The 26488-nt window shown below is 62.4% G+C and carries 20 protein-coding genes and 5 pseudogenes; 12 read left to right on the top strand and 13 right to left on the bottom strand.

All coding sequences use genetic code 11. The annotated features are described in order from the left end of the window. Positions 1–188: 188 nt before the first annotated feature. The gene (locus IHQ52_RS07805) at positions 189–1295 is read right to left on the bottom strand and encodes an NDMA-dependent alcohol dehydrogenase (protein WP_006438774.1); all 1107 of its coding nucleotides are present in this window, start codon (positions 1293–1295) and stop codon (positions 189–191) included. Between the two features lie 349 nt (positions 1296–1644). After that, complete coding sequence (locus IHQ52_RS07800) at positions 1645–2343, bottom strand: response regulator (protein ID WP_238064148.1); 699 nt, start codon at positions 2341–2343, stop codon at positions 1645–1647. A 35-nt stretch (positions 2344–2378) separates the two neighbouring features. Between IHQ52_RS07800 and IHQ52_RS07795 the strand changes: the two genes are divergently transcribed. The 5 genes from IHQ52_RS07795 (at position 2379) to IHQ52_RS07775 (ending at position 6838) form a co-directional block, all read left to right on the top strand. After that, a complete protein-coding gene (locus IHQ52_RS07795; RefSeq protein ID WP_006438772.1) occupies positions 2379–3710 on the top strand; it encodes a sensor histidine kinase in 1332 nt (443 codons plus the stop codon). 474 nt (positions 3711–4184) lie between these two features. After that, positions 4185–5447: a cytochrome P450 gene (locus IHQ52_RS07790; protein WP_006438771.1), complete on the top strand. Its 1263-nt coding sequence runs from the start codon at positions 4185–4187 to the stop codon at positions 5445–5447. A 153-nt stretch (positions 5448–5600) separates the two neighbouring features. Further along, positions 5601–5981, top strand: coding sequence for an oxidoreductase C-terminal domain-containing protein (locus IHQ52_RS07785; protein WP_024498990.1), 381 nt, complete (start codon positions 5601–5603; stop codon positions 5979–5981). Between the two features lie 21 nt (positions 5982–6002). Beyond that, positions 6003–6323, top strand: coding sequence for a 2Fe-2S iron-sulfur cluster-binding protein (locus IHQ52_RS07780; protein ID WP_096273202.1), 321 nt, complete (start codon positions 6003–6005; stop codon positions 6321–6323). 140 nt (positions 6324–6463) lie between these two features. Beyond that, entirely contained in the window at positions 6464–6838 is a 375-nt protein-coding gene (locus IHQ52_RS07775) for a Fic family protein (protein ID WP_006438768.1), read from the top strand. A gap of 33 nt (positions 6839–6871) precedes the next feature. On the opposite strand, the gene IHQ52_RS07770 is transcribed toward IHQ52_RS07775, so the two are convergent. Together IHQ52_RS07770 and IHQ52_RS07765 are read right to left on the bottom strand one after the other, a co-directional pair. Continuing rightward, entirely contained in the window at positions 6872–7357 is a 486-nt protein-coding gene (locus IHQ52_RS07770; protein ID WP_096273200.1) for a hypothetical protein, read from the bottom strand. Between the two features lie 35 nt (positions 7358–7392). Next, the gene (locus IHQ52_RS07765; RefSeq protein ID WP_006438766.1) at positions 7393–7731 is read right to left on the bottom strand and encodes a hypothetical protein; all 339 of its coding nucleotides are present in this window, start codon (positions 7729–7731) and stop codon (positions 7393–7395) included. Between the two features lie 213 nt (positions 7732–7944). On the opposite strand from IHQ52_RS07765, the gene IHQ52_RS07760 reads away from it, so the two are divergent. Further along, positions 7945–8172: a hypothetical protein gene (locus IHQ52_RS07760; RefSeq protein WP_006438765.1), complete on the top strand. Its 228-nt coding sequence runs from the start codon at positions 7945–7947 to the stop codon at positions 8170–8172. A 376-nt stretch (positions 8173–8548) separates the two neighbouring features. After that, a pseudogene (locus IHQ52_RS23830) lies at positions 8549–9659 on the top strand (IS110 family RNA-guided transposase); the annotation flags it as partial. Here the strand turns inward: IHQ52_RS23830 and IHQ52_RS07745 are convergent. Further along, positions 9654–10646, bottom strand: coding sequence for an IS481 family transposase (locus tag IHQ52_RS07745; RefSeq protein WP_238064147.1), 993 nt, complete (start codon positions 10644–10646; stop codon positions 9654–9656). The pseudogene IHQ52_RS23830 and the gene IHQ52_RS07745 overlap by 6 nt on opposite strands. A gap of 877 nt (positions 10647–11523) precedes the next feature. Here IHQ52_RS07745 and IHQ52_RS07740 point away from each other — a divergent pair. Further along, positions 11524–12555: pseudogene (locus IHQ52_RS07740) on the top strand (IS256 family transposase); the annotation flags it as partial. Between the two features lie 63 nt (positions 12556–12618). Here the strand turns inward: IHQ52_RS07740 and istB are convergent. Continuing rightward, a pseudogene (gene istB / locus IHQ52_RS07735) lies at positions 12619–13479 on the bottom strand (IS21-like element helper ATPase IstB). Next, the gene (locus IHQ52_RS07730) at positions 13476–14822 is read right to left on the bottom strand and encodes a Mu transposase domain-containing protein (RefSeq protein ID WP_024498618.1); all 1347 of its coding nucleotides are present in this window, start codon (positions 14820–14822) and stop codon (positions 13476–13478) included. Before IHQ52_RS07730 ends, istB begins: the two are co-directional and overlap by 4 nt. A 132-nt stretch (positions 14823–14954) precedes the next feature. On the opposite strand from IHQ52_RS07730, the pseudogene IHQ52_RS07725 reads away from it, so the two are divergent. Both IHQ52_RS07725 and IHQ52_RS07720 read left to right on the top strand, forming a co-directional pair. Further along, positions 14955–15317 (top strand): annotated as a pseudogene (locus tag IHQ52_RS07725) (transposase); the annotation flags it as partial. A 306-nt stretch (positions 15318–15623) separates the two neighbouring features. Then, positions 15624–15875, top strand: a pseudogene (locus IHQ52_RS07720) (integrase core domain-containing protein); the annotation flags it as partial. Positions 15876–16448: 573 nt separating this feature from the next. Here IHQ52_RS07720 and IHQ52_RS07715 read toward each other — a convergent pair. The 6 genes from IHQ52_RS07715 to IHQ52_RS07690 all read right to left on the bottom strand — a co-directional run bounded on the left by IHQ52_RS07715 (position 16449) and on the right by IHQ52_RS07690 (position 22817). Then, positions 16449–17201, bottom strand: a complete 753-nt coding sequence (locus IHQ52_RS07715; RefSeq protein WP_096273194.1) for a TetR/AcrR family transcriptional regulator — start codon at positions 17199–17201, stop codon at positions 16449–16451. An 89-nt stretch (positions 17202–17290) separates the two neighbouring features. Continuing rightward, a complete protein-coding gene (locus IHQ52_RS07710; protein WP_006438834.1) occupies positions 17291–18196 on the bottom strand; it encodes an alpha/beta fold hydrolase in 906 nt (301 codons plus the stop codon). Continuing rightward, positions 18186–19256 carry a ferredoxin--NADP reductase gene (locus IHQ52_RS07705; protein WP_096273192.1) on the bottom strand — a complete coding sequence of 357 codons (1071 nt, stop codon included), beginning with the start codon at positions 19254–19256 and terminating at the stop codon, positions 18186–18188. The genes IHQ52_RS07710 and IHQ52_RS07705 overlap by 11 nt, the downstream gene beginning before the upstream one ends. Beyond that, positions 19253–20122 (bottom strand): SDR family NAD(P)-dependent oxidoreductase, encoded by an 870-nt coding sequence (locus IHQ52_RS07700; protein WP_006438832.1) that lies wholly within the window; start codon positions 20120–20122, stop codon positions 19253–19255. Before IHQ52_RS07700 ends, IHQ52_RS07705 begins: the two co-directional genes overlap by 4 nt. Before the next feature lie 46 nt (positions 20123–20168). After that, the gene (locus IHQ52_RS07695) at positions 20169–21689 is read right to left on the bottom strand and encodes a flavin-containing monooxygenase (protein ID WP_006438831.1); all 1521 of its coding nucleotides are present in this window, start codon (positions 21687–21689) and stop codon (positions 20169–20171) included. Positions 21690–21848: 159 nt separating this feature from the next. Continuing rightward, positions 21849–22817, bottom strand: a complete 969-nt coding sequence (locus tag IHQ52_RS07690; protein ID WP_006438830.1) for an AurF N-oxygenase family protein — start codon at positions 22815–22817, stop codon at positions 21849–21851. Positions 22818–22960: 143 nt separating this feature from the next. On the opposite strand from IHQ52_RS07690, the gene IHQ52_RS07685 reads away from it, so the two are divergent. Together IHQ52_RS07685 and IHQ52_RS07680 are read left to right on the top strand one after the other, a co-directional pair. Beyond that, a complete protein-coding gene (locus tag IHQ52_RS07685; RefSeq protein WP_096274901.1) occupies positions 22961–23296 on the top strand; it encodes a DUF4873 domain-containing protein in 336 nt (111 codons plus the stop codon). A 79-nt stretch (positions 23297–23375) separates the two neighbouring features. Beyond that, entirely contained in the window at positions 23376–26465 is a 3090-nt protein-coding gene (locus IHQ52_RS07680; protein WP_006438828.1) for an MMPL/RND family transporter, read from the top strand. Positions 26466–26488 lie beyond the last annotated feature (23 nt).

Here is a 26488-nt window from a genome sequence, read left to right as displayed (position 1 = left end):
GGGATTGTCCGACTACGTTCCCCGGAAAAAGACGTCGATACGGCAGGTCTTGGTCACCGACTCTTCGCCAGCGGTGTCCATGTGTTGCGCACGAGTCTCCTGGAGCCGCTACGTTTCCCGGGCTCAGCGCGCGAACCATTCCCGAATCCTCGTCTCGCGAACGGCTAGGTGACCGTCCGAAGGCCCACTCAATAGCGGATGACGCCGCGGATATTTCTGCCCGACCGCATGTCCTCATAACCCTGATTGATGTCCTCCAGGTCGTACTCGGTGGTAATGAGCTCATCGAGCTTCAATTGGCCGAGAGCGTAGAGCTCCAGCAACCGCGGAATATCGTGCTGGCCGTTGGATGAGCCGAATAGCGATCCACGGATCTGCTTTTCATACAAAGTCAGCTCAAGAAGGTTTGTCGTGATAGTGGTTTCCTCCGGGTGTCCGATCGCGGTGACCACGACACGACCCCGCTTACCGATGAGACTCAGTTCTGGGCCCACCTCGGCGCCCTCAGCGACACCGGTGGTGACGATGCAGACATCGGCAAGCCTGCCGCGGGTCAAGTCGCTGATCGCGTTCCACGCCTCATCGATCGATGAGGCGGTATGCGTGGCACCGAACTCATAAGACTTGGCGCGCTTGAACTCAACAGGGTCCACCACCATAATCATGCGGGCACCGGCGATGCGCGCTCCCTGGATCGCGTTCATGCCGATGCCGCCGGCCCCGATGACCACGACGGCGTCTCCCGCCCGCACCTCGCCGGTACGCACTGCACTGCCGAAACCGGTGGTTACCCCGCACCCCACCAATGCAGCGGTATGCAGGGGAATATCGTCATCGATCTTGACCACCGACGCGGCAGGAACGACGGTGTACTCCGAAAACGTTCCGAGCAAACACATTTGACCGACGTCTTCGCCCCGCGCGTGAAAACGGTAGGTTCCGTCGAGTTGCGGTCCCAGCATCACCGCGGCGCCGGAGTCGCAGAGGTTCCCGATGCCGCGGGCACAGTAGGAGCATCGCCCGCAAGCGGGCAAGAACATCATCACGACATGATCGCCCTCGGCGATATCGGCGACATTGGGTCCCACCGCTTCGACAACGCCAGCGCCCTCATGCCCGCCCACCAGAGGGTATGGAAAGGGAAGGTCGCCAGTAACGAGGTGCTCGTCGGAATGGCATAGACCGCTGGCGGCCAACTTGACGAGCACCTCGCCCTCACCGGGCGGATCCAAGTCGATCTGCTCCACCTGCCACTTCTCGTTCTGGCCCCACAGAACCGCAGCCTTCGTCTTCACTATTGATTCCTCACATGTTGAATGTTGTGTGCCCATCATCACAACGACGTGGCGCACACACCAGGGCCACCCGTGCCATCAGTGGCCCACGAGTGCCACGCAGATCGAGCACGCCTCGCGCAGCCTTGCACGGCGCCGCCGCACGGGCGACGCCAGGGCCAAGCAGGCAGGGAGAGGGTCCCCGCCGCCCGGGGGAGTGCTGCGCGACTGGCAGGCAGGTGTCACAGATACGGAAGACTCTCGCCGATCCCGCTGGCCTTGAGCCGCAGCAATGGCGGCGTCACGCTATTTGGCTTCCAGAGTCAGCTGCATGCGACCAGATTCGCGTCGCTCACTAACGCAACTAAAGTTAGGGCGAACGGGCCAGGCGCCGAGCCTGGACATCGCTGATGTCTAGCAACCCGAACTTGCCCGCCAAGGCAGCAGCGCTGATCCGGTTACTTACGCCAAGCTTATTTAGCAGCGTGGCCACCATGCGCTTGGCGGTTCGTTCCGAGACCAGCAATCGGTCGGCCATCTCCGCGTTCTCCAGCCCTGCCGCCAGCAACGTCCACAACTTCAGGTCCTGATCGGACAAATGCTCTAGCACTTCACTTGGGGGTCGGCGGGTCTGGGTCAGGAGGTCATCGAGGACGGCGCCATCGACAACCCGCATGCCTTCGGCGATCGTCCACAGAGGACCTGCCAGCGCTTCGGGCCGTGCGGTCTTGGGCAGGAAGCCGTCGGCTCCGGCACGCAACGCTTCTTCGGCCAGGTCGAGATCATCGGTGCCCGACAGCGCGAGGATCCGGGTCGTGGGGCTACGGCCCTTGATGTGGCGGATCGCAGCCAGTCCTCCCAGCGGGGGCATGGTCAGATCAACGATCGCGACGTCAGCGGCGCAGTCCGCGACGAGGTCGGCCGCCTCCTCGACATAGCTGGTTTGGCCCCCCACGGTGAAGACGTCCCCCCATTCGCGGGTGAGCAGCAAGGCTAGTCCCTGCGCAAACAGTTCGTGGTCATCGACGATAGCCACGACGATCCCCTTCCGGCTGCCGCTAGGCTTCATTGTCACGATGTTAGCCGCACCCCAGGATAAGGTCGATGAGACTGCATAACCGGGTCACCGCATTTGTCGACGGTGACGAATACGGACTGGCCCGCGTTGTGGTGGCAGTCCGGATGGCGGTAGTGGCGTCAGTCGGGGTGCTGGTGCTTGTGGGACCCGCCTGGGTTCGCCAGCACGTGCCCGCGGCTGTGGGCATTCTGATTGCGGCGACGGTGTACGCAATGGTGCTGCTGGCCAACCCGAAATTCGAGGCGCGCCGCACCCGGTACTCCTGGGCGGTCGCCCTGGCTGACAGTGCCATCACCCTTGCCTGGATCGCCGTCACCGGTGGACCGCATAGCCCGGTGGTGGCGGTACTTCCCCTGGTCGTTATCGCATCGGCGGCCCGGCTGTCATTCATCGAGACTCTGCTGTTATCGACGCTTTTGGGTCTGGCGTACACCGCTGTGATCGTGCCCTCTTCATCGACGCCAGCAACGGCGCTCAGCCCTTGGGCCCAGGCCAGCTGGTGGGCGCTGTATCTGTTGTTCGCGGCGGTTCTCACCGCGGGCCTGTCCACTTTGGCGGAGCGCGAACACCGCTCCAGACTGCGCGCTCTGGTCGAAGCCGAGACCCAGCACGCCGCGGCCGAGGAGGAACGCGATCTGCGCTCACGGCTGCTCACCTCTTACCAGTCCCAACAGGACGGGCTGCAGGTGCTGGTGCACGAGTTCCGCACCCCCATCGCCTCGCTGGAGGCACTGCTCGATGCACTGGCCGGCATCTCACCGATGACGGACGCCGACCGCAGCACCAGCCTGCAGCTGGCCAGCCGGCACACCCGCCATGTCGTCGACATGCTCGACGCACTCTCCGACGTCGCGCTGAGCCGACGCCCCACCTTTTCTGGGGGCAGGGTACGCCAAGTCGACGTCGCGGATATCGTCACCGCAGCAGCCGATGCGGTAGGCCTCACTGCGCCACGCCTACAGCTTGCGATGACCGCCGACCTGAGTGCTGTCGCGATCAACGCCCAGGGATTGCGTCGGGTGCTGACCAACCTGCTCGAAAACGCGGCCCGCCACGGCCGCGGCGCCCCGGTCGACGTCACGTGCAGTCGACACGGCAACGACCTCGTCATCGCCGTCGCCGACCGTGGCCCCGGAATCCCCGACGAGGATCTGGGAGAGCTGACAGCAAAGTACGTCAGTGCCGGCGGTCAGCGCGGCACCGCCGGTCTGGGACTGTGGATTGTGCAGCAGATCACCGACGCAATGGGCGGTCGGGTGAATTTCGCCGCTCGCGCTGGTGGTGGGCTCGTCGCGACCTTCCGTGTTCCGCTCATCACCGCGCCGCAACCAGACCCGCCCCCCGCTCCGCGCTGGTAGTCCGGACAACTTTCCGCGGGCCTCGTCGGCCAGTTGTCGGCGCCGCCAACGGCACGCAGCCCACTGGCCCACGCTGGCGTGATCGATCATGGGAACGAAAGGGGCGGCAGTCACCATCGCAATCTCGATTCGCAACGTCCGGCGCAGCATGACGAATCGGCTCCAGCCCGTCTGCGTGTGCACCGGATTGCCCGGCAGGAACTTCGCCGATCGGCGGTAGCTCGAACGTCCGGTGCGGCTCACGTCCGCATCCGGCCTCTTCCAGACGTGGCCCGCAGGGGTCATGACGTGGCCCGCGGGCCACTTGTCGTCGGCCTCGCCACCTATCACTCTTGATCGTGTTGAGGGTCACATTAGGCCGCGCGGGGTGCACGTCGAGGTGGAACGGCTCGGCGCGCAAAACGGTTGGGGCGAGATATGTTTCCGCTCATGCGCCCATTTTTCTGTAGAGCACCAGGTTGAGAAGGGACCAACATGACCGAAATGACGGTTGCCGCCAGCGACGCGACGAACGCAGCGTACGGGATGGCCTTGGAGGACATCGATGTGAGCAATCCCGTGCTGTTCCGGGACAACACCTGGCATCCCTATTTCAAACGCCTGCGCGAAGAGGATCCGGTTCACTACTGCAAGAGCAGCATGTTCGGCCCCTACTGGTCGGTGACCAAGTACCGCGACATCATGGCAGTCGAGACCAACCCGAAGGTGTTCTCGTCGGAGGCTAAAAGTGGCGGCATCACCATCATGGACGACAACGCCGCAGCATCGCTTCCCATGTTCATCGCCATGGATCCACCGAAACACGATGTCCAGCGAAAGACCGTGAGCCCCATCGTGGCGCCCGAAAACCTTGCCACCATGGAATCGGTGATTCGCCAGCGCACCGCGGACCTCCTCGACGGATTGCCGATCAATGAAGAGTTCGACTGGGTGCATCGGGTGTCGATCGACTTGACCACCAAGATGCTGGCGACGCTGTTCGATTTTCCCTGGGACGACCGCGCCAAGTTGACGCGCTGGTCGGACGTCACCACGGCGTTGCCCGGTGGCGGGATCATCGATTCTGAAGAACAGCGCATGGCCGAGCTGATGGAGTGCGCGACGTATTTCACCGAGCTGTGGAACCAGCGCGTGAATGCCGAACCCAAGAACGATCTCATCTCGATGATGGCCCATTCGGAGTCAACACGACACATGGCGCCCGAGGAATATCTGGGAAACGTCGTGCTGCTGATCGTCGGCGGCAACGACACCACCCGCAACTCGATGACGGGCGGTGTGTTGGCCCTGAACGAATTTCCCGACGAATACCGCAAACTGTCCGCCAACCCGGCGTTGATCAGCTCTATGGTGTCGGAGATCATCCGGTGGCAAACACCTCTTTCGCACATGCGTCGTACCGCACTGGAAGACATCGAGTTCGGCGGCAAGCACATCCGCCAGGGCGACAAAGTCGTGATGTGGTACGTGTCCGGCAACCGGGACCCCGAGGCCATCGACAATCCCGACACATTCATCATCGATCGCGCCAAGCCCCGCCAGCACTTGTCCTTCGGGTTCGGCATCCACCGCTGCGTCGGCAACAGACTCGCCGAACTACAGCTCAACATCCTGTGGGAAGAAATCCTCAAACGGTGGCCGGACCCACTGCAGATCCAAGTTCTTCAAGAACCGACCCGCGTGCTCTCACCGTTCGTCAAGGGCTACGAATCGCTGCCCGTGCGCATCAACGCCTGATGATCCACACCTGCGTGACCGAAGCCGTTGTGGTGGTCGGTGCCGGCCAGGCTGGCGCACAGTTGCCAGACAAGCGCACCTAGCATCTACGCAGCTGGTGACTGCACCCAGTACCCGAGCCCCATATACGGCCGACCAATTCACCTCGAGTCGGTGCACAACGCCATCGAACAGGCCAAAACGGCCGCCGCAGCGATCCTCGGCAGAGACGAGCCGTTCCGTCAAGTCCCCTGGTTCTGGTCAGACCAGTACAACATCAAACTACAGACGGCCGGCGTCAACGAAGGCTACGACGACGTGATCATCCGGGGTGATCCGGCCTCAGCATCGTTTGCAGCCTTCTACCTGCGCGCCGGGAAACTGCTGGCCGTCGATGCAATCAACCGGCCGCGCGAATTCATGGCGTCGAAAACCCTTATCGCCGAACGCGCAGAGGTAGACCCGACGCAACTCGCCGACGAGAGCCTCCCCCTCACAGCCCTTGCGGCGGCGGTCAAAGCCCCCACCCGCGCAACATCCCCAACCTCCCTCTAACCCACTGATAAAGGAATCGAAATGCCGAAGATCACCTACATCGACTACACCGGTACGAGCCGCTGCGTTGACGCCGAAGACGGCATGTCACTGATGGAAATCGCCGTCAATAACAACGTGCCAGGCATCGACGGGGACTGCGGCGGGGAGTGCGCATGCGCGACATGCCAGGTGCACGTCGATGCAGACTGGTTGGACAAACTGCCGCCCAGCAGCGACCAAGAGGTGTCAATGCTGGAATTCTGTGATGGCGTAGACCACACATCCCGACTCGGCTGCCAAATCAGAATCTGCCCGACTTTGGATGGCATCCTCGTACGGACACCAGCTGCACAACACTAGCTACCCCGACCCGAGACCGCAGCTACACACGTTATCGAGACAGTCCCTCCCTGATTGGACGGTTCGTTGCCGCTCGACGAGCTTCTCGGCGACTACTTCATCCGTGATCTCCACACGCAGTTATTCGGGCCGATCTGGCAGTGGGGCGGGCGCGTCAGCTCGAACTCAACATCGGGGTCGCTCCCGAACTCATCGCCGTCGAGTTGCGCAACACGCTCGACTCCATTGCCTGGCGGTGGGAGCACACCGACGACTGGACTCCCCGCCAGTTGGGGATCGCGGTCCATGCCGAGACGGTTCGCATACACCCCTTCGTTGACGGAAACGGCCGCACAACAAGGCTTCTCGCTGATCTCGTGTTCGCCGCGGCCCAAGACCCCACCGTGGAGCAGTACGACTGGGATCTGGACAAGCAGCACTACATCGGGCTGCTGCGTGCGTTCGACGTGCATCGGGATGTGACGGACCTCGCGGCGTTCGTCGGGGTTGAGCAGTTCGACACGCAGGAGCCTTGAGGCGATTCGGTCATCGGCCCCGGGTCATCGAATTCAGTTGCGCATGTTGGCGAATGGGCGCATTCCGTGGTGGGCGCGGAACCGGACGATCATGTCTGTTTCGGTCGCGGCCGCCTCGGCGTCGTCGGTGACGCGCCATCCGACGAGGAGGCCGGCGTGGTCGGCCAGCTGCCATATCCGTCGGCCCCCGGAGTGGCCGACCGGTTCACCGGCGCCGAACCGGCGGAATTCGTCGAGCCGTTTACGCAGCCCGCGGCGTCCGGCGCTAGCCGCATTGGCCTTACCGATGTAGACGATGCGGGTGCCGGGCACCCACAGCGCCTGCAGATCGGCGACGGGCTCGGTGGGGTCTTTGCCCTTGAAGTGGCCGGCGGGGGAGGCGTCGAGGAATGCGGGGGGATCGTCGGTCGGTCGCACGATGACGTAGACGCCGGGCTCGGTGGGGACGTCGGCGGTGGGCAGCGTGGCGAACGGCACCCACCCGGTGAAGGCGTCCAGATCGATCGGTTCAGTGGTCACGGCAGCTCCTGGTGCATTCGTCGAGCAGTTCGGTGTCAGCGGCGCCGGCGGCGTTCGGTATCGAGGTCGACGAGGCCCGGGCGGCCGACGTCGGCGATACCTTCTCGGCCCGCGGCCGCGACGATGCTGGCGCCCTGGTGCTCGGCGACTGCCGCGGCGATCCGGTCGGGGGTGGTGATGATCGCGTCGTCGGTCAGGTAGACCTTGGCAGCTTGGCGGCCGATGCGCATGAGGCGAGCTACGTGGTCCACGTCGTCGGAGATGTCCTGGCGGGCGACGTCCTCGCTGACGGTCAGTCCGTGTCGGTCAGCGAGCAGTTTGACGAGCAGGGCCGCGCGGTCGTCAAGCCACGGTGAGCGACGGGCCTTGCTCATCTCGGCACTGGGCGTCGACGTTGGGCTGCCATGCCGGAACCGTACCGGCCAGCCGCCGCCCGTCACTGCCGTTCGGAGTGAGCAGTGTGAGGGCCACGGCGCACTAAAATCGCGGGGTCGAGGGGCGCTGCAATGCGGGTCGCACTGTCACACCCGGGGGGGCATCATCGCCCCGGAACAGTTGACCTGATCGGGCGCAGTGGAGGGGATCGCATGGCCGAAGACGCCGAAGAGTTGCAGCGACTGCTCAAGCAGGTCCGCGCCACGATCAAGGAACGCACCGATCTCGAACAGCGGTTCGCCAACCCGCAAGCGCTGCGGTCGGCGACGGAGCATTTCTCGAATCTAGATCTGCAGGCATGTTCTTGTGAATATCAACCAGATTCTTCAAACGTTCGTGCGGTGTCTTTTTGGCGTTCCGGGTCGCAACAATCGCGGTAACTCCGGCAATGATGAGAGGCATTAGCACAAACCTAAGCCAATCTCCCCAGGTGAAAAGCCATGTGAAGAGCATGGCGGACAAAAACTGCAACTACTAGAGCTGCCGCGACACCAAGCCCTACCGAACCCGCGTCGCTCCCGCACAATCACCTTTACGTTGGAGTACGTCCGGGGCGGTCGCCTCGGACGCTCGTCCGCGGTTCGGGGCGTGGCTCGACAATTACCTGTTGCCCTTGGTGGCTCGGCGGGGAAGGCCACCCTGGGCCGTGACGGGTTGTTTCGGCCGCTGATTGAGATGTGTTCGCGAGCGTGTCGCTGTGTAAAGGTGTGCCGGCGAAACCACCCTGACGAGCCAGACGCATACGGAAGGGGCAGTATGGACGAAACCGTCTGGGTAGGAATCGATGTCGGTCGACATGAGCACCACGCCGCCGCGGTCGACGAGGCGGGAACGGTGCTGTGGTCTCGGCGGCTTCCCAACGATCAGCCGGCGATCGAAGCGCTCGTAGACCGGGTCGCTGACATGAAATTGGTGGTGTGGGCGATCGACATGACTGCACCGGAGTCCGCGCTGCTGCGGGGTGTGCTGGCCGCACGGCGCCAGCACATCCGCTATGTGCCCGGCCGGGTCGTGCACAGCATGACCGGCGCCTTCGCCGGCGAAGGTAAGACCGATGCCCGCGACGCGGTCGTGATCGCCCAGACAGTCCGCCTACGTGGCGATCTCGCGACGATTACCGTGCCCGACGACGTCGCGATCGAACTCGATCTGCTGACCGGACATCGCAACGAGCTCGTCGCTGAACGTACCCGAGGCATCAACCGCCTGCGCGGTCTACTGACCCGCATCTTCCCTGCACTAGAACGGTGTTTCGACTACTCGACACTGACCGGTCTGGCGTTCCTCACCCGCTTCGCCACACCGGCGGCGATCGCTGTGGCCTCCGACGAGGAGATTTACGATCACCTCCGCGGTCACGGCGTCCGCCGCCCGACGATCCCGAAGATGATCACCAAGGCGCGTGTCGCGGTGGCCGCGCAGACCGTCACCCTGCCTGGCGAGGCGACCACGGCACTGCTGCTGCAGCAGGCAGCGGCCTCCCTGATGGCGCTCACTCGTCAGATTGCCGAGCTGGACAAAGATCACCGAGGTGTTCCGCCGCCACCGTCACGCACGGATTCTCGAATCCGTGCCAGGCATCGGCACCCGAAGCGGCGCCGAAGTAGTCGCGATCACCGGTGGCGACCTCACTTCGTTCGGCTCGGCCGCCAAACTCGCCGCCTACGCCGGTCTTGCTCCAGTACCGCACGACTCCGGAAACCGTCGTGGCACCTTGCGCAGACCCCAGCGCTACCACCGAGGGCTACGGAAGGTGTTCTACATGGCCGCGCTTAACAGCTCCCAACGCGACGGCCCATCTCGGGAGTTCTACCAGCGCAAACGACGCGAGAAACGTTCCCACGTCCACGCGCTCATCGCGCTAGCTGTACTGACCCGAGAGGTTGGGTACGCGGCTGGCTGGTGGTTGTCCTCCGAGTGCTGTGTGACCGCGGTGGTGATTGTAGTGATGCAGCCAGATCGGGAACTGTGCGCAGCGTTCGGTATCGCTGGTGTAGAGCCGGTCGTAGGCCCATTCGTCGGCCAGGGTGCGGTGAAACCGTTCGACCTTGCCGTTGGTTTGCGGCCGATACGGCCGGGTTCGACGGTGGATGATCGATGGCCCGAGCGCACCGGAGAATACATGCGACTTGTAGCAGGAACCGTTGTCGGTCAACACTTTCCGCACCTCGATCCCGCACTCGGCAAACCACTGCTGGGCGCGCAGCCAGAACTGAGCGGCGGTCTCTTTGCGTTCATCGGTCAGGATCTCCGAGTACGCCAACCGTGAGTGGGCATCGATGGCGGTGTGCAGGAAGTGATAGCCGCGCACGGGGTTGCGGTACTTGTTCTGCTTGCCGCTGCTCTTGTCGGCTCGGCTGTTACGGCGTCCGGCGGTGCGGCCGAGTTTGCGCCAGCCACCGCCGGCAGGGATCTTGCCCAGTTTCTTGACGTCGACATGCACCAACTCACCCGGCTGATCAGCGGTAATACGGCGGATCACGCGCCCGGTCGGACGGTCCAGCCAGCGCAAACGGGCCAGGCCGTAGCGGGACAGCACCCGGTGCACAGTGGAAGGGTTCAGACCGAGTAGGTAGGCGATTCGGGCTGGTCCCCAGCGGCGTAGGACGCGGACTTTGATGATGCGTCGTTCGGTGCGGGTCGGTATGCGATTGGGGCTGCAATGCGGACGGCTGCTGCGATCGACCATCCCGGCCGGCCCGTGTTCGCGGTAGCGGCGGACCCAGCGTTGGGCGGTGGTCGGGGCGACCTGAAAGCGTTCAGCGGCACGGCGAATCGACCAACCATCCTCCACGACACATCGAGCAAGACGTAGGCGACCCAGTTCGGTCAGTGGGGCGTTGCGGTGGGACACGAAGACCTCCGAGTTGAGCGGTGCTTACCTAGGCAGTTCGCACTTCCTCGGAGGTCTTCGTCATGTCATCCCGCCACGCCGTACCTAACGTCCGTGGTTAGTGCAGCTAGCCCGACGTCTCGTCGACGTCGTGTGGGCACTTATTCGAGATGGACGGTTGTGGACCCCCCAGCCCGTCGCTCCGCCAACGAACTCACCGGTTGCCGCGTAGATTGCTCGTTGCGAGCGCGCCTCACGAAAGGTGTCGGCGGAAGTTGATACAACTTTCGGGTGCAATCGAAACATGAGGGGTCTGCGTCGGAGCGTCGGCGCCACTGGCGCGGTGAGCGCAAGGCTGTGTTGGTTCGGGTGCCCGTCGGGCTCGCCGAGCAACTCGCGGCGGAAGCGTCGAGTCGAGGCACGTCTGTCAGCGAGTGTGCTGCCGCGATCCTTGCAGACGCACTACACGAAGGGTCAGTAGCGTGACTCGAGTTGTGCAGACCGCCGCCACCGAGGTTAAGGACACTCTCGCGCTGCGGAAGGCCCGTGGTGCGTTCTTCACACCGCCGGCGCTCGCCGACTTCGTCTCTCGTTGGGCAGTCCGTGATCCTCTTGACAGCGTCTTGGAGCCGTCGTGTGGCGAAGCTGCGTTTCTGACATCAGCGGCGAGTCGACTGGACGAGCTCGGGGCGCCACGTGCTCATGCCCAGCTCGACCACGTGCGAGTCCGAGAACGCCGAGAGCGCCGCGACCTTCCCCTGCCCAACAGTCCAGACAGCGACTGAGCGACGGCGGCCGCACGATTCGTGGTTGAGGCGAAGGCTGCGTGAGCGACACGCGAGCGGGGGTGTCAGATGGTCTGTGTAAGTCCAAGTGCTCATCAGTGAGAGGAAGATCTATGAGCATGGCCCTAGACGACAAGCAGCACGACAACGGCGACCGGCAGTTGCCTGAGCTGGCCGAGCCGCGTTCGACTGCGGAGGTGGCCGAAGCGCTGCAGGCCTCGGGCATGGTCGATGAGCTGTTGGCCCAGATCGATACCGGCCAGGTCCAGATCACTGGCGACGGCGGCCTGATCCCGGGTCTGATCAAACTCGCCCTCGAACGCGGTCTCAAGGCCGAACTGACCGATCACCTCGGCTATGAGAAGGGCGACCCGGCCGGGAGGGAGTTGCCGAACTCGCGGAACGGGTCGAGCCCGAAAACGGTGCAGTCCGAGGCCGGGCCGGTCGAGCTGAACGTCCCTCGTGACCGTGCCGGCACCTTCACCCCACGTCTGGTGCCGAAGGGCTCCCGCCGGCTCGGGGGGCTCGATGACATGATCATCTCGCTCTATGCCGGCGGCATGACGTTACGCGACATCCAGCATCATCTGGCCTCGACGATCGGCACCGATCTGTCCCACGAAACGATCTCCAAGATCTGCGACGAGGTCCTCGATGCGGTCGATGAATGGCAGAACCGGCCGCTGGAAGCGTTGTATCCCGTCATCTACCTCGACGCCCTGGTGGTGAAAGTCAAAGACGGCGCACACGTCCGAAACAGACACGCCCACATCGCTATTGGCGTGGACATGACCGGCGTCAAACATGTGCTGGGAATCTGGATTCAGGCCGAGGAAGGCGCGAAGTTCTGGGCCGGGGTATGTGCGAATCTGGCCAACCGCGGCGTGCGTGACGTGCTCATCGTGTGCTGCGACGGACTGACTGGATTCCCCGAGGCAATCGAGGCGACCTGGCCACTGGCCACGGTCCAGACCTGCGTGGTGCATCTGATCCGCAACTCAATGCGATTCGTGAACTACAAGGACCGCAAAGACGTCGCCCGGGCGATCAAACCGATCTACACCGCCCCCGACGCCGATACTGCCCGCCACGAATGGGAGGCCTTCCGTGACTCGGAACTGGGCGTCAAATACCCGAGTGCGGCAATGACGGGGCTCAAGAAACTTCCCCAGGTGTGCTCACTGAAATTCCCCACCCGTGGGCGGCTCCTACTGTAGCGTCCGTCGGGTTGGTGCGGTGGCGGTGCGCTGGTTTTGGGTGCGGGCGTGGTGGTCGCGTAGCCGGTAGGAATCGCCGTCGAGTTTGAGCACGACGGAGCGGTGTAGCAGTCGGTCGAGCATGGCGGCGGCGACGGTGGTGTCGCCGAGGACTTCACCCCATTCGGCGACTGACCGGTTGGTGGTGATCACGATGCTTGTCTTCAAATATCGTTGTGCCACAACTTGAAACAGCGCTGACGCGGCTTCGGCCGGTAGCGGCAGGTATCCGAGTTCGTCGATCACCAGCAGGGTGGGACCGGCGAAGAATCGCATGCAGGTGGCCCAGCGGCCCTCGATGGCGGCTTTGTGGCAGCGGGCGGCCAGATCCGCGGCGGTGTCACATACGTGCGGTAGCCGGCGTGCACCGCGGCATGCGCCAGCCCGACGGCGAGGTGGGTTTTGCCGGTGCCGGGCGGTCCGATGAGCAGCACGTTGGTGGCCGATTCGAGGTAGGCGCAAGTGCCCAGTTCGCGGATCAATGCTCGGTCGACTCCGGGGGCGGCGTCGTAGTCAAACCCGTCCAGGGTGGCGGGGGTGGGCAGGGCAGGCGAACCGCAGCCGCCCGGCCAGGCGGCGGGCCTCGGTGGCATCGACCTCGATGCCGAGGAGGTGCTCGAGGGTGTAGGTCATCGTCCACTCCTGCTCGGCGGCGGTCTGCAGCACCTGCGGTAGGGCTTGCGCGGCGGAGTCGAGTTTGAGTGCGGCGAGATGCCCACGTAGCTGCTGATACACCGAGACCGCCGATTGTGACTGCGGTGCATCACTGTTCGGATTGGAGGTGGTGGTGGTTTCGTCGGTCTTGTTGGTCATGGGAGTTGGGTCCTGTTCTGTGCGGCGCGTTCGTACACGCTCAGATCGATCACCGACGCCTCGGTCGGTGTGGCGGGGTGGGCGGTTGCGCGGCGCAGCGCTTCTGCAGCTTGTCGGGCGGTCTGGCCGGGTGGGATGCGTTCCTTGCGGCGATGCGGTCGGCGACTCGATGAGGCGCCGGCCTGGGCCAGGGTGTCCAAGGCGACGACATGGCCGTGGTCACGCACTTGGGCTCCCGAGCCGGCAGTGGCCAGGCGGTGGCGGGCGATCACGATGCCCGAGTCGGTGGCGATGTCGATATGCCCGTCACCGAGACGCTCACTGACGTGCACGTCGCTCATCGCCAACTCCGGGGGCACCGAGTACTGGTTGCCCTTCCATGCCACCAGCGCCTGGCGAGACACTTTCCGCACCTCGGTGACCGTCGTCGGGTACGGAGCTGCTGGCGGGGCGCTCAGGGGTTCGCGTTTGGCGATGGTGGCCACGTTCGAGCGCCCATCTTTGGTTCGGCGCACCCGAACATCCGAGCGGGTCCGGCAGAACGTGTCGCAACTGGTCTGGGCTTGCTCGACGGTCAGCTCGTCAGGAAGTGTGCGCCACCAGCGTTGCGCGGCAATGTGATTGGACTTCTCCACCACACCCTTGCGGTTCCCGCGCCGGGGTGGGCACACGGCCACCGAGACGCCGTAATGCTTGGCGACGCCGGCGAACTCGGCGGTCAACGCGCCGGTTGCCGGGTGACACACCGTGGCCATCCGGTCGAACCGCCACGACTTGGTGACCCCACCCAAGCGGCGGGTGATGCGGTCGATACCGGCGATCACCTGCGGGCGGGTCATATCCGGTGCCAGATAGCCACGCCACCGCCCCGAATGCGACAGTGACCCGACCAGCAGGAATGCGGTCGAACCCCAACCCCACTGCGCTGGAGGATTCGGCAACTCCACCCAATCCCATTGTGTCTCTTCACCCGGCGGGTGTTCGATGATCGCATTCGCCCGTTCGGTGACCTGCGCGCAGTCCGCACACTTCGGTCGCAGACCGCGAGTCCGGATCTGGCGGGTCAGGGTCTGATACGACTGGGTGTAGCCGAGGTCCTCGAGTTCATCGCACAACGTGCGTGACCACAGATGCGGGTCCTCGTCGAGTCGGGCCCGGACATAGTCGAGGTAGGGGTCGAACGGATCAACCGCCGGCCTCTTGCGCTGGCCCGGGGTGCGCTCACCGTTGAGGTAGGCCCGGATCGTCTTTCTATCGTGGCCGGTGTGGCGGGCGATCGCCGAGATCGTCCACCCCCGGTTGTGCAGTGCATGTACTTCCACATCGTTCTCCCGTGTCAACATGAAAGCGGGCCTCCCGAGGTTGCTGGTGAGTGGTCAGAGACCATCAGCATCACGGGAGGCCCGCCTACTCTGGCGGAGCCACACGGGTGGGGAATTCAGATGAGCATCACTGGGGAATTTCGATGAGCGCCGTCAGCAATGGCTTTCGACCGTGCCTGGGACCGGTTCATTCCGTTCTTGGCGTTTCCTCCCGAGCTCCGCAAGGTCATCTACACCACCAACTCGATCGAGTCGCTGAACTACCAGCTCCGCAAGGTGATCAAGAACCGCGGCCACTTCCCCAACGACGTCGCAGTCCGCAAACTCCTGTGGCTGGCCATCTGCGACATCGAGGACAAACGCGCCCGGCAACGAGAGAAGGAACGCGGCAAGCCCGCCGCCACCCGCAAAGCCCCCGGACGACTCGTCGAGGGGCAAGTCGTGACGAACTGGAAACAGGCCCTCGGGCAACTCGCCCTGGCCTACCCCGACCGCATCGAACCCCACCTCAACTAGTCCCCCACAGCAACCACACGAAACCCAGGAGTCACGTTCTTACACAGACATCTTGACAAGCTCGCCAGACGCAGCCGGCCAGTCGGGGACAACGGTGAATTACGGTGAGACATGAAGACCTCCGGGTTGAGGAGCGGTTCTTAGACAGCTCCACACCTCACTCGGAGGACCTCGAGGCTATCGCCTACACCCTCAACAGCCGTCCTAGAAAAGTCCTCAACTGGAAGACCCCCGCCGAAGTCTTTGGCGAACAACTACACTCGGTACAACAACCCGGTGTTGCATCGACCGATTGAACGCGCCCAGTACACTTCAAAGGATTTCGCGATACTCTGCGCAGCTCTGGGCGTTGTCCAGTCTATGGGCGCGGTGGGGTCAAGTGCCGATAACGCGCTCGCCGAATCGTTCAACGCCAGCCTCAAACGCGAGATCCTGCAGGACCGCAGCCAGTGGCCCGACGCTGCTACCTGCCGCCGCGACGTGTTCCGCTGGCTGGTCCGCTACAACCTCCGACGACGGCACTCCCGCTGCGCCTATTCCAGCCCGGCCAGCTACGAAAACACCACACATTCGCTACGCTGTCAGAAGCTGCCTAATCCAAATCCCGTGTCCACCATCCGGGGTCAAGGCCCAGCTTCCGAGTTCTCGGTAAGCAGAAATGATGTCCATACGGTCCTTCGCAGACTTCAATGGAACTCCCGGGCGGTGATGGTGATCGGTTGGCACCTTCACCGTCATCGCCTGGGCCTTCAGTTCCGGGTCGACACGACGAACACAGGGTGGGGACTTTTATCTGGCCACCAGCGGGGACCTCGGCCTGGCCACCAGTGGGGACTTTCTCATGGCCATGGACAAGATGCCGAGTTCATCGGCAATCTGCGTGATCGTTGTGCCCTCGGTGTCTCGGTACAGCTCTACCGCGTCCCGTTTGAACTCGTCGGGATAATTCTTCCTTGCCATCGGTGTCGATCATCTCGCTTCCCCCGCCAATCTTGCGGGATTCAGCGTGTCCAACACCCGGGGTCAGGGTCCTTTCGACACACCGCAGTCAGGACTTGTGGGATACACATCGTTTGAGTGAGCTGTCGTGCCGCGTGCGTGACAACAGGGCGGACCACTCGCGCGAGGTGATTAGACGGGGTCGACGCGAGTGGCGAATGCAGGGTCTCCGAAGGGCCTGTCTCTATGAAAGCGAACGCCCACCGTGGCCGCAGCGCCGTCAATAATCCCCCACGAGGTCTGGCGCAGGTGCGCGGCAAACAAGTCCCTGCTCATTCCATTCTGCCGACCCTGATCGATCCACCACTGGGTCGCTGATAGACCAGCCCCTAGGATAGAGGCCACTGCTACGGCGACGAGGGACTCGTCGCCGCCGACCTCTCGGAGGCCACGAGCGAACTCGTCAGAAATGATCTCCATTGCCGATCTCAACTGATCTGCGGGCCCTCCCTCGCCGGACTCAGAGTACTGGAACATGTGTTTCGTCATGAGGAAACGGACGACCGCTGGATGGTCGTCGACCAAGGATACGTATGCAGAGATCGCTGAACGGAACAGCTCGTCAACGGAGCTGTCTTCCTGTCCGGAGAGCAGAGTTGACTGCGCTGACTCCCACATCATCGAACCCAGACGTGCTGCCACGGCGGAATAGAGCCCAGCTCTGTCACCGAAATGGCGGTAGAGCTTAGGTTTCGACGCACCTGCCTCTTCCGCAATATCGTCCATGCTCACGGCATCGCCGAACTTTTCGATCGCGCGTATAGCGGCGTCGACGAGTTCAGCCTTAACGACAGCGCGGTGGTCGTCCCAACGCGTGCTTCGTGCGTCGCGCACACGACGCTGCACTTTCACCGGGGCCGCGGAGATTCGACGGACTACAGACATGGCCTCCTACGTTATCAGGATGGACGACTCGTCGCGCCAGTGAGCACGTGGCGCCCGCGTGGCCGTGACATTGGTTAATGAGACGAGCTTCAGGCGGATCTGTCTAACCTGGCCACAGCTGAATTGAAGTCTCCAACGGCCTCTAGGTTGGACATGTGACCGACCTTGTCGAGAAGAGTGAATTCGAATAGAACGCCCCGCCGACCCAGTCGCGCTGCGAGATCCACCGAATGGGCCGCCGGGGTCAGTCTGTCGGCATCGCCCACGATGACCGCCGCCGGCACTGTCAGCGAGTCAACCCCCCTGCTGACGTCGATTGTCGCCAAAACGGCACCCCACATCCCCCGCACCTGTGGTGGGCATCGCAACACGATGTCGGCGCACTCATCGACTACCTCGACAGTCGCGCCCGGGCCCAGGGTTCCGTAACGAATCAGGCGGCGAGACAAACGCGTGTCCCGCACCTCGGGTCCCGCGACCGCAAGACTAGCCGCGAAGGCCCGTTCAAGTCTCGGTCGTAGCTGTCGGGGAACTTTGAGCAACGTTGACCGATCCACCAACTGTGATGGCCCGGTGCTTGCCAGTACTACTCCGCGGGCCAGCTCCGACACCGAGGCTGGGTACTCAGCTGCCCAGCTCATGATGGACATACCTCCCATGCTGTGTCCGACCACGACAGCCTTGTCGGTGGGAGTGGCGACCGCCCGAACTACGGCCTCCAAGTCATCGGCCAGAAGTCTCGCCGAGAACGGTGCCCGGCCCCGGTCGCTCCACCCGTGTCCGCGTTGGTCGTAGACCACTACCCTATGCGTCGCCGCGAACTGCTCGATCTGTGGCCGCCAGAAACGCCCCTGACAGGCCCAGCCGTGACTAAAGACCAGCAGTGGAGCATCCCGGCCCGGGCCGAATTCCTGGGCGAATAACCTGGTTCCGTCGGAGGAGAGGACCTCGAGGTGCCGCGACACTCGCGACTCGCTCGCTATCTCAGAGGTCATCGAAGCTCACCGTGACTGCATCCGTCAGCGGAAGTGCCTGACACGCAAGCCGTTCACCGTCGGCAATGTCATCTTCAACGAGGATGTGGTTTTGTGCCATCTCTACATCACCCTCGACCAGCTTGCATACGCACGCGCTGCAGGCCCCTTCTCGGCAGGAGTACGGGGCATTGTGACCTTGGGCCAATAGCACGTCGAGCAACGGAGTGTTGCGCGGCCACTCAGTCGTGATGGACTGCCCATTCAGATAGACTGTGGCGGTCGCCACACCATCGTCGTCACTGAGCTGACGCATCGTGGCTATGTCGAACGGATCTCCGGTCAGTGACTGAAAGACTTCTCGATGTACCGAGGAGTGCTCGACACCGCAGGCCTCCGCCGACTTCTGCACCAGATCCATGAACGGCGCCGGACCACAGGTGTAGATCTGTGCACCGCGGTGCTCACGTATGGCGGATTCGACATCCTCAGGTGCCGGAATCCCCATAGCCGACTCCAACCAGTGGAAGACCGTGAAACGCTCGGGGAACTCGGAGGTGATCTGCGCCAGTTGGCCCTCGTACATGATCGACTCGGCATCGCGATTCGCGTAGAACAGTGTGACTTCGCCCCCGCCGCACACAAGGGCCGACTTAATCAGCGACAAGACCGGAGTGATCCCACTTCCTCCTGCAAAGAAAAGAAAATCGACGTCGAGATTCTTAGCCGTGAAGTGCCCTGACGGCGGGAGGACGGTCAACTCCATTCCCGGGATCGCGTTGTCGCACAGCCAGTTCGATGCGTAACCGTTCTCCGTCCGCTTGATCCCGATCTCGAGACGGAAGTCCTCGACGTGAGGCGAGCTGCTCAACGAGTAGCATCGTGCGACATGATCGGTCCGATCAGATGGGATCTTCACGGTGATGAATTGCCCTGGGACATGCTTGAACTCCTCGACCATGGCATCGGGGATCTCGAACGAAATGGTGACGGAGTCTTTCGTTTCCTGGATCACTTCTGAGACGGTCAAGGTGCGTGAGCGGGCTGCGGCAGCCGGACGTGCATCGGGTTCGACGGTCACTTGAGGATCCCCTGTCTACGTGCGACCGCGTAACCCGCCCGTGTCAGTGGCGCCGCGATGTCCTGGTAGCGGGGACCGATCACCCGTGCCACGAAGTCGAAACCGCGGGCGTCCGCACCGATCAACACTCGTGCCTTCTTCTTGTCCATACCTTTGAGGATTGTCGCCGCTGCTTTATCCGGGGTGCTTCGTGCGATCCTGTCGAACAACGAGGCGACAGTCGCGGTGTCTGCCCCCATGGCGGAGACGCCTCGGGCATTGTTGACGATGTTGGTTTTTACACCCCCCGGGTGCACACACGTCACTGTGACCGGGTATCGACTGATTTTCATCTCCTGTCGGAGCGCCTCGGTGAAGCCTCTGACGCCGAATTTCGCGGCATTGTATGCGCTCTGGCTGGGGATTCCGATCAAGCCGAAGACGCTCGACGTGTTAACGAGATGTCCGTCCCCGGACGCGATCAGGTGAGGCAGAAACGCCTTCGACCCGTTAACGACTCCGCCAAAGTTGATGCCCATGAGCCAGTCGAAGTCTTCCCAGGTCATGTCGACCACGTCGACGCCCAAGGCCACGCCGGCGTTGTTGAACACCATGTCGACGTGGCCCGACTCTGACCGCACTCCGTCGGCATAGTCCTGAAACGCACTGCGGTCCGCAACGTCTAGTACGGCGGCGGTTACCGTCGCCCCATACGTGGTGCGGCAAAGTTCTGCAGTCTCCTTCAAGTGCATCTCATCAATGTCGGACAGTGCCAGTGCGGCACCTCGCTCCGCCAACTGGAGTGCCAAAGACCGCCCGATCCCTGACGCGGCACCGGTGATCACTGCCACCTTGCCTGTGTAATCATGCCGGTCAGAATTACTCATGTCGTCTCATCATTTCTACGAATCGTGTCTCTCCGTGCGTTCGGGCTCAGGCGATGTCGTACTCAGCGGGGTCGAAATCTTTTGTGGCGCGCCAGTACTGCCATGTGAAGCCCGGCCACACGGTCCGGTTGACGCCCTGCGAGTCGAGATACCAACTCGTGCAGCCGCCGTTGGTCCACACTCCCTTGGCCAGCTTCCGCTGGATGTCGGTGTTGAACCGTTCTTGCACGGACGGGCGTACGTCGACCTTCTCAGCGCCTCGGCTTTCTACTGTGTCGATAGCCTTCATGATGTATTTGATCTGTTGCTCGATCATGAACACCACTGAGTTGTGGCCGAGGCCCGTGTTGGGTCCGAGGAGGAAAAACAGGTTGGGAAAACCCTCGGTCGTGATGCCCAGGTGCGTGTTAATCCCCGTCTGATGCCAGTGGGACGGGAGATCCTCGCCAGTGGCACCTTTCAGGGCGAGCTGATCGAAACCATCAGTCACGTGAAAACCGGTCGCATAAATAATTACGTCAATGGGGTGCTCGACGCCGTCTGAGGTGACGATGGAATCAGCGGTGACCCTCTCAATCCGATCGCTGATGACAGTGGTGTTGGGCGCCGCAAGTGCAGGGTAATAATCGTTTGACCCCAGAATTCGCTTACAGCCGATGCGATATGAGGGGGTCAGTTTCTTGCGTAGTACCGGATCAGAGATGGAGCGTTCAATGTTCCACCGAGCGACCCGTTCGATTGGCCGCATAAGGTTGGAGTGACCGTTGAGGCCGAAGGCTAGGCTCTCCGCACCCCAGTACACCGACCACCTGGCGATACGACGTGCAATCGGGAGTCTGCTCAGAAGAGTCCGCAGGGCCGGCGGAACGGTGAAATTCTTGCGGGGTAGGACCCAGGCAGGGGTTCGCTGGAAGACCTTGAGGGACATGGCCTCCTTCTGCACGAACGGCACAAACTGGATAGCGCTGGCACCAGTGCCGATCACGGCGACACGCTTGCCCTCCAGATCCACCGAATGATCCCACTGTGCGGAGTGAAACGCTTCGCCTTTAAAGTCCTCAATCCCCGAAATTTCGGGAAAATTGGGGATATGCAGCGCACCGACTCCTGAGACTACGAACTGAGCAATGTACTCACGTCCGGACTCAGTACGCAGGTGCCACCGCGACTCTGACTCGCTCCAGTATCCGGAAACCAACTTCTGACCGAAATGAATCTTTTGTGTCACGCCGCGCTTGTCCGCCACGTCTTGTAGATACCGCTCAATTTCTGGTTGTGACGACCACACCTTCGACCAGCTACCTCGACTCTCGAATGAGTACGAGTACATCAGCGACGGGACGTCACATGCACAGCCCGGATAGGTGTTGTCGCGCCAGGTTCCACCGACGGAGCTTGCCTTCTCCAGGATTAGAAAGTCGCTGTACCCGCGACGTCTTAGCTGTGCGGCCATCCCGAGACCAGAGAACCCGCTTCCGATGATCAGAATCTTGGTCGAAATCGGGTCGTCGGTTGAGTCAGTTGTGGCGGCGGCGCGCGAGGCGCGCCGGGTAGTTGATGATGCCATGTTTATGCTTTCTCCCTCGTGGGTTCGTTGGCACAACACATCCTGCGCACAGTGGCAGCAGGTGATCTGTTGAGGCGGAGGTGATCGCGAAGCCATCGAGAATGCTCCGCACAGGTCTAACTGATGTCGACCGCGACGTCTCGGCCGCGTGAACGGAGATCAGCGGAGATCGTCGGGAAGGCTCCGCGTCGCGCGCCACATGGCCATTGTGAATTTGCCTTCCAGCATTCCCGCCTCATGGAAGAACCGAATCATGGGCTCCGACATGAACTGCAGGTTGGTCCGATAGTTTGGGCTGGTTTGTTGTGCCCATACGCCACGCCAGCGGCTAATTCCCACTGCGGGGTACACTTTCGGATTTATGAGCAGCGGGTACGCCAGGTTCGCGATGACGGCAAGCACTCCTCGGTGCCAAGCGCGCGTCGCCTTACGTCGACGCTGCATGCCTTCGATCATCTCCAGTCGCGCAAAGGTAATGTGACGGGCTTCCTCGAGGACATGGATCTTCATGAGCTGGCGAAGCTGAGGCTGCATACCGGGGTCGTTCATCGCCTCGCGCTGGGCGCGGTCCAGGATTTCCTCGATCAGCAGCGTGGCTCCGGACACCGACGGTCCGAGGGGGACGAAATGCAGGATCTTTGCGAAGCTCAAGAAGCCCTTAGGGAGCTTGTAAGGGGGCACGCCTGTTTTGTTAATAAGGCGTGCGAACATAGTGGAATGGCGGGACTCATCGCCGATTTCTGTTAGCGCGTATAGGGACTTCTGATCGGTTAGGGCCCCCTTTGCCGACATGCGCAGGAGCGCCGAACTCAAGAGGTTCTCTGCGTAGATGCCGAAGCTGAGGATGCTCACGATCTCGTGGCGTCCCAGCTCGCGACGCTGCTCCTCGGTCATCTTGTTCCACAGTTTGGTGCCGTATAGCGACACCCGGTGCTCTGGCAGAAAGTACTTGCCTTCCTCCCAGGGCGACTCCCAGTCGATGTCGATCTCCGCGTCGTAGAACTTCTCTGCGGAAGACCGCAACAATCGACCCGCCGATCGTTCCATGTCGACGGGCTTGCGTCCGTTCACCCGAGCCATGCCTTCCGTCGAAAAGTCGGGCTTGATCTGGACATTCTGCACGGTCATGTCGTCTCCTCGGTCGTTCAAGGCTGGGAGTTGGGTCCGACGCCCAGCACCCCGCCCAGTACCCATTACTTGTAGTATCTGGTACTGCTAGTATCCACGAGCCGCGTTACTTGTCAATGCTCAGTGCGAAGAAGGTAGGACTCATGTACGACGACCATGACCTCGACTACTCCGGCGAAGGGACCCTGGTGTGCCGCGGGACGGAGATCCATGTCGAAGCGAAGATCAAAGGCTATTTCCAGCCGCTGAACGGCCTCTACACCTGGTATGGCCGGATTCAGAAGAATGATGAGCTCGACGAGCTCCTGGAAGGCGCCCGCGCGATCGCTGTATTTACGACCCCCGAGGGCCGAGCGGAGTGTGTCGTCGGGGATCCCGACTTCTGGGGCCGATACCGCATCTCAGGTAAGAGCACCCCCCCATACCACCTGCCCACCACTCTCGAGGAGGTCGAAGACATGGCCGAGCACCACAAGTGACAATCATCCACCGCACGGACGTTCGCCAGACGGATCCGAACGATTGGGTCGCCCACTTCAGGTCGAGAGGATATTGCACATGGTGAGTTCGTCTCCCATTCGAACCCGCTCGTCGAGAGGGGGCGAGAAACTCGGCGAATACAGTCCGACCCTTGAGCGGGTTGCATGGTTTACCCTCCGCCGCAAAGGGATTGTGACGCTGGTTTGGCTCGGTGCCGCTATCGGCTTAGGCCTTCTCTTTCCTCAACTGGAGTCAGTGGTACGGGAACAATCTGTGGATCCGATCCCGGCCGGAGTCCCGTCTTTTCAGACCTTGGACCGTATGGGCGCCTCTTTCGACGAGCGCGGCGCCAAGACCACCGTATTCGTTGTGATGGAGAACAGTGCAGGCCTGTCCGACAACACCCGCGATCGATACCACGTGCTTGTCGACACCCTGCGGGCGGACGACAAGCACGTCATCGCCGTCCGAGACCTGCTGAGCGATCCCCTCACTGCGAGTCAGGCTCTCAGCAAAGACAAGCAAGCCTGGTATCTGCCCGTGGGAGTGACCGGCACACTCGGGGGACCCGATACCGCGGAGGCGGTCGCAGCGGTACGCGACACCGCGGAGAGAATCTTTCGCGACACTGAGACGAGAGTCCGTGTGACAGGCCCACCCGCGACCTTTAGCGACCAACTCGCCGTGGGCGAGTCGGATCTGGTCCTGATCACTGTCGCCACCGTGCTGCTGATCGCCGTGATCCTCCTCGTCGTCTACCGTTCGGTGTTCACCGCGCTGATGCCGCTGCTTGTCGTGGGCATGAGTTTGGCCGTGGGTCGCGGAGTTCTATCTGGACTAGGCGAGCTGGGCATGCCGGTATCCCAGTTCACCTCGATGTTCATGACCGTCATCATCTTCGGTGCCGGAGTTGACTATTCGGTGTTCCTCATCAGCCGCTATCATGAGGGTATTCGAGCAGGCAACTCTCCTGATGCCGCTATTGCCCACGCGAATGCAACTATCGGCCGCGTGGTTCTCGCATCGGCGGGCACTGTGGCCCTAGCCTTCCTGGCTATGGCCTTCGCCAAGCTCAGTGTGTTCAACACTTTGGGGCCGGCCTGCGCAATCGCCATAGCATTCGCATTCTTGGCGACGGTGACATTGTTGCCCCCCGTGCTCTCCTTCGCTGCCAAGAGAGGGGCCGGCCTTCCCCGCCGTGACCTGACGCGGGATTACTGGAGAAGAGTCGGAGTCATGGTTATCCGGCGGCCGGTCCCTCTGCTCGCGATCAGTGTAGTCGCGTTGATTGGCCTCGCCCTGGTCGCCGCAACAATTCAGATCACCTACGACGATCGAGAGGGGCAGCCAACTGACACAGGGAGCAACGAAGGCTACGCGCTGCTCAACCGCCACTTTCCGAAAGACATCATTATCTCGGAATTCTTGGTGGTGGAGTCCGAGAACGACATGCGCACGGCTCAAGGCCTTGCCGACCTCGACCAGTTGGCATCCCGCGTCGCGCAGATTCCCGGCGTGACCAGGGTCATTGGCGTGACGCGGCCAACCGGTGAGAAGCTGCAGCAGGCGCAATTGTCTTGGCAGAACGATCAGATCGGTACCAAGATCACCGAGGAGACCGGAGATGTACAGGCCCGCAAGGGTGATCTGGCCGTCCTGAAGACCGGATCAGAGCAGCTCGCCGGAGGCCTGGCACTGCTAGAAGACCAGATCTCATCCAATCTCGCTCCGCTGTCGGGGTTGCTAGACGAGGTGTCGTCATTTGGCCCACAACTCGATGAGTACCGGCCGTTGGTGAACCAACTCGCGAGCGCCGCCCCAACGCTTCGACAGTTCTCCCAGCGAGCGCCTGAGCTGTCTCAACTCGCACGTCGGGCCCAGTCTGCGGCAGACGCGGTCGCGCCAGCGTTGTCCGCATTGGAAGCTCCGTGGTGTCAGCAGATCGCGCAGTGCTCGGCACTGCGCGCGCAAACGGCCGACATCCGGGCACTCGCGGATGATCAGTCGCTCGCGAGGGTGGCTAACTTTGCCGCGCAACTCGGCCGCGTGAGTGCGCCAGGCTCTACCGACATGGCACAGCTGCAGCGTTCTCTTCAAACGCTGAATTCTGCACTACAGACCATCGGTGGACAGGACCTCGGGAACAGGGTCTCGCAACTCGAGTCCGGCGTCGGCGCACTCGCCGACGGCGCACGTCAGTTGTCGAACGGAGTCGGGGCTTTGGTGGACAGCAACGTTCAGCTACTCGGTGGACTAGCACAGGTCGCCGCACAGCTTCGGGCTCCCGCCCGCGAGATCGGCGATTCTGATTCGGCAACCGGCTTCTATCTCCCCGCGGATGCGTTCAAGGACCAGCAGTTCAGTCAGGTCGCTCGACAGTTCATCTCGCCCGACGGGAAAACCGTGCGCTATGCGGTACAGACCTCCTACGACCCATACTCTGCCGATGCAATGACGCTGGCGAACGAGCTGTCTAGCGTCGCCGAGAACGCGATGCCGAACACCACTCTGGAGGGCGGACGTGCTTCGGTCGCGGGCTTTCCTGCGATCAATGCCGACGTCCAGCGGTTGTTGTCGTACGATTTCAAACTGCTTGGCATAGCCACACTTCTCATCGTGGGTCTGATCCTGATGCTGTTGTTGCGGGCCGTCGTTGCACCGGTCTATCTCCTTGCAACCGTCGTCTTGAACTATATGGCGGCTCTTGGTATCGGTGTGCTCGTACTTCAACACATCCTCGGTGCCGGGATCGCCTGGCCAGCTCCACTGGTGTCGTTCATCGTCTTGGTGGCGGTGGGCGCTGACTACAACATGCTGCTGGTCTCACGCCTGAGAGAGGAGACGAGAGCGAGCGTGCGGGTCGGAGTAATGCGTACCGTCGCCTACACCGGTTCGGTGATCACCTCGGCCGGGTTGATCTTCGCAGCCAGCATGTTCGGGCTGATGGTCGGCTCCATCGATGTGATGGTGCAAATCGGGTTCATCATCGGTGTCGGTTTGCTGCTCGACACGTTCCTGGTGCGGACCTTAGTAGTCCCGGCACTAGCGGTGCTGCTGGGCACTGCAAGCTGGTGGCCGGGTGACATCGACCGCTTCCGGCGCGCCCCGGGACCATCGCAAAAGACACGCGGACGGACCCATGGGGATCTGACAAGCGTCGGTCCCTGAACTTCCCGACCATCCCGTCAACA

Origin of the sequence: Gordonia amicalis (assembly GCF_022059885.1) — a bacterium.
GTDB lineage: Bacteria > Actinomycetota > Actinomycetes > Mycobacteriales > Mycobacteriaceae > Gordonia > Gordonia amicalis.
The sequence above is the reverse complement of the archived record's forward strand: the minus strand, read 5'-3'. Positions and strand labels throughout refer to the sequence as shown.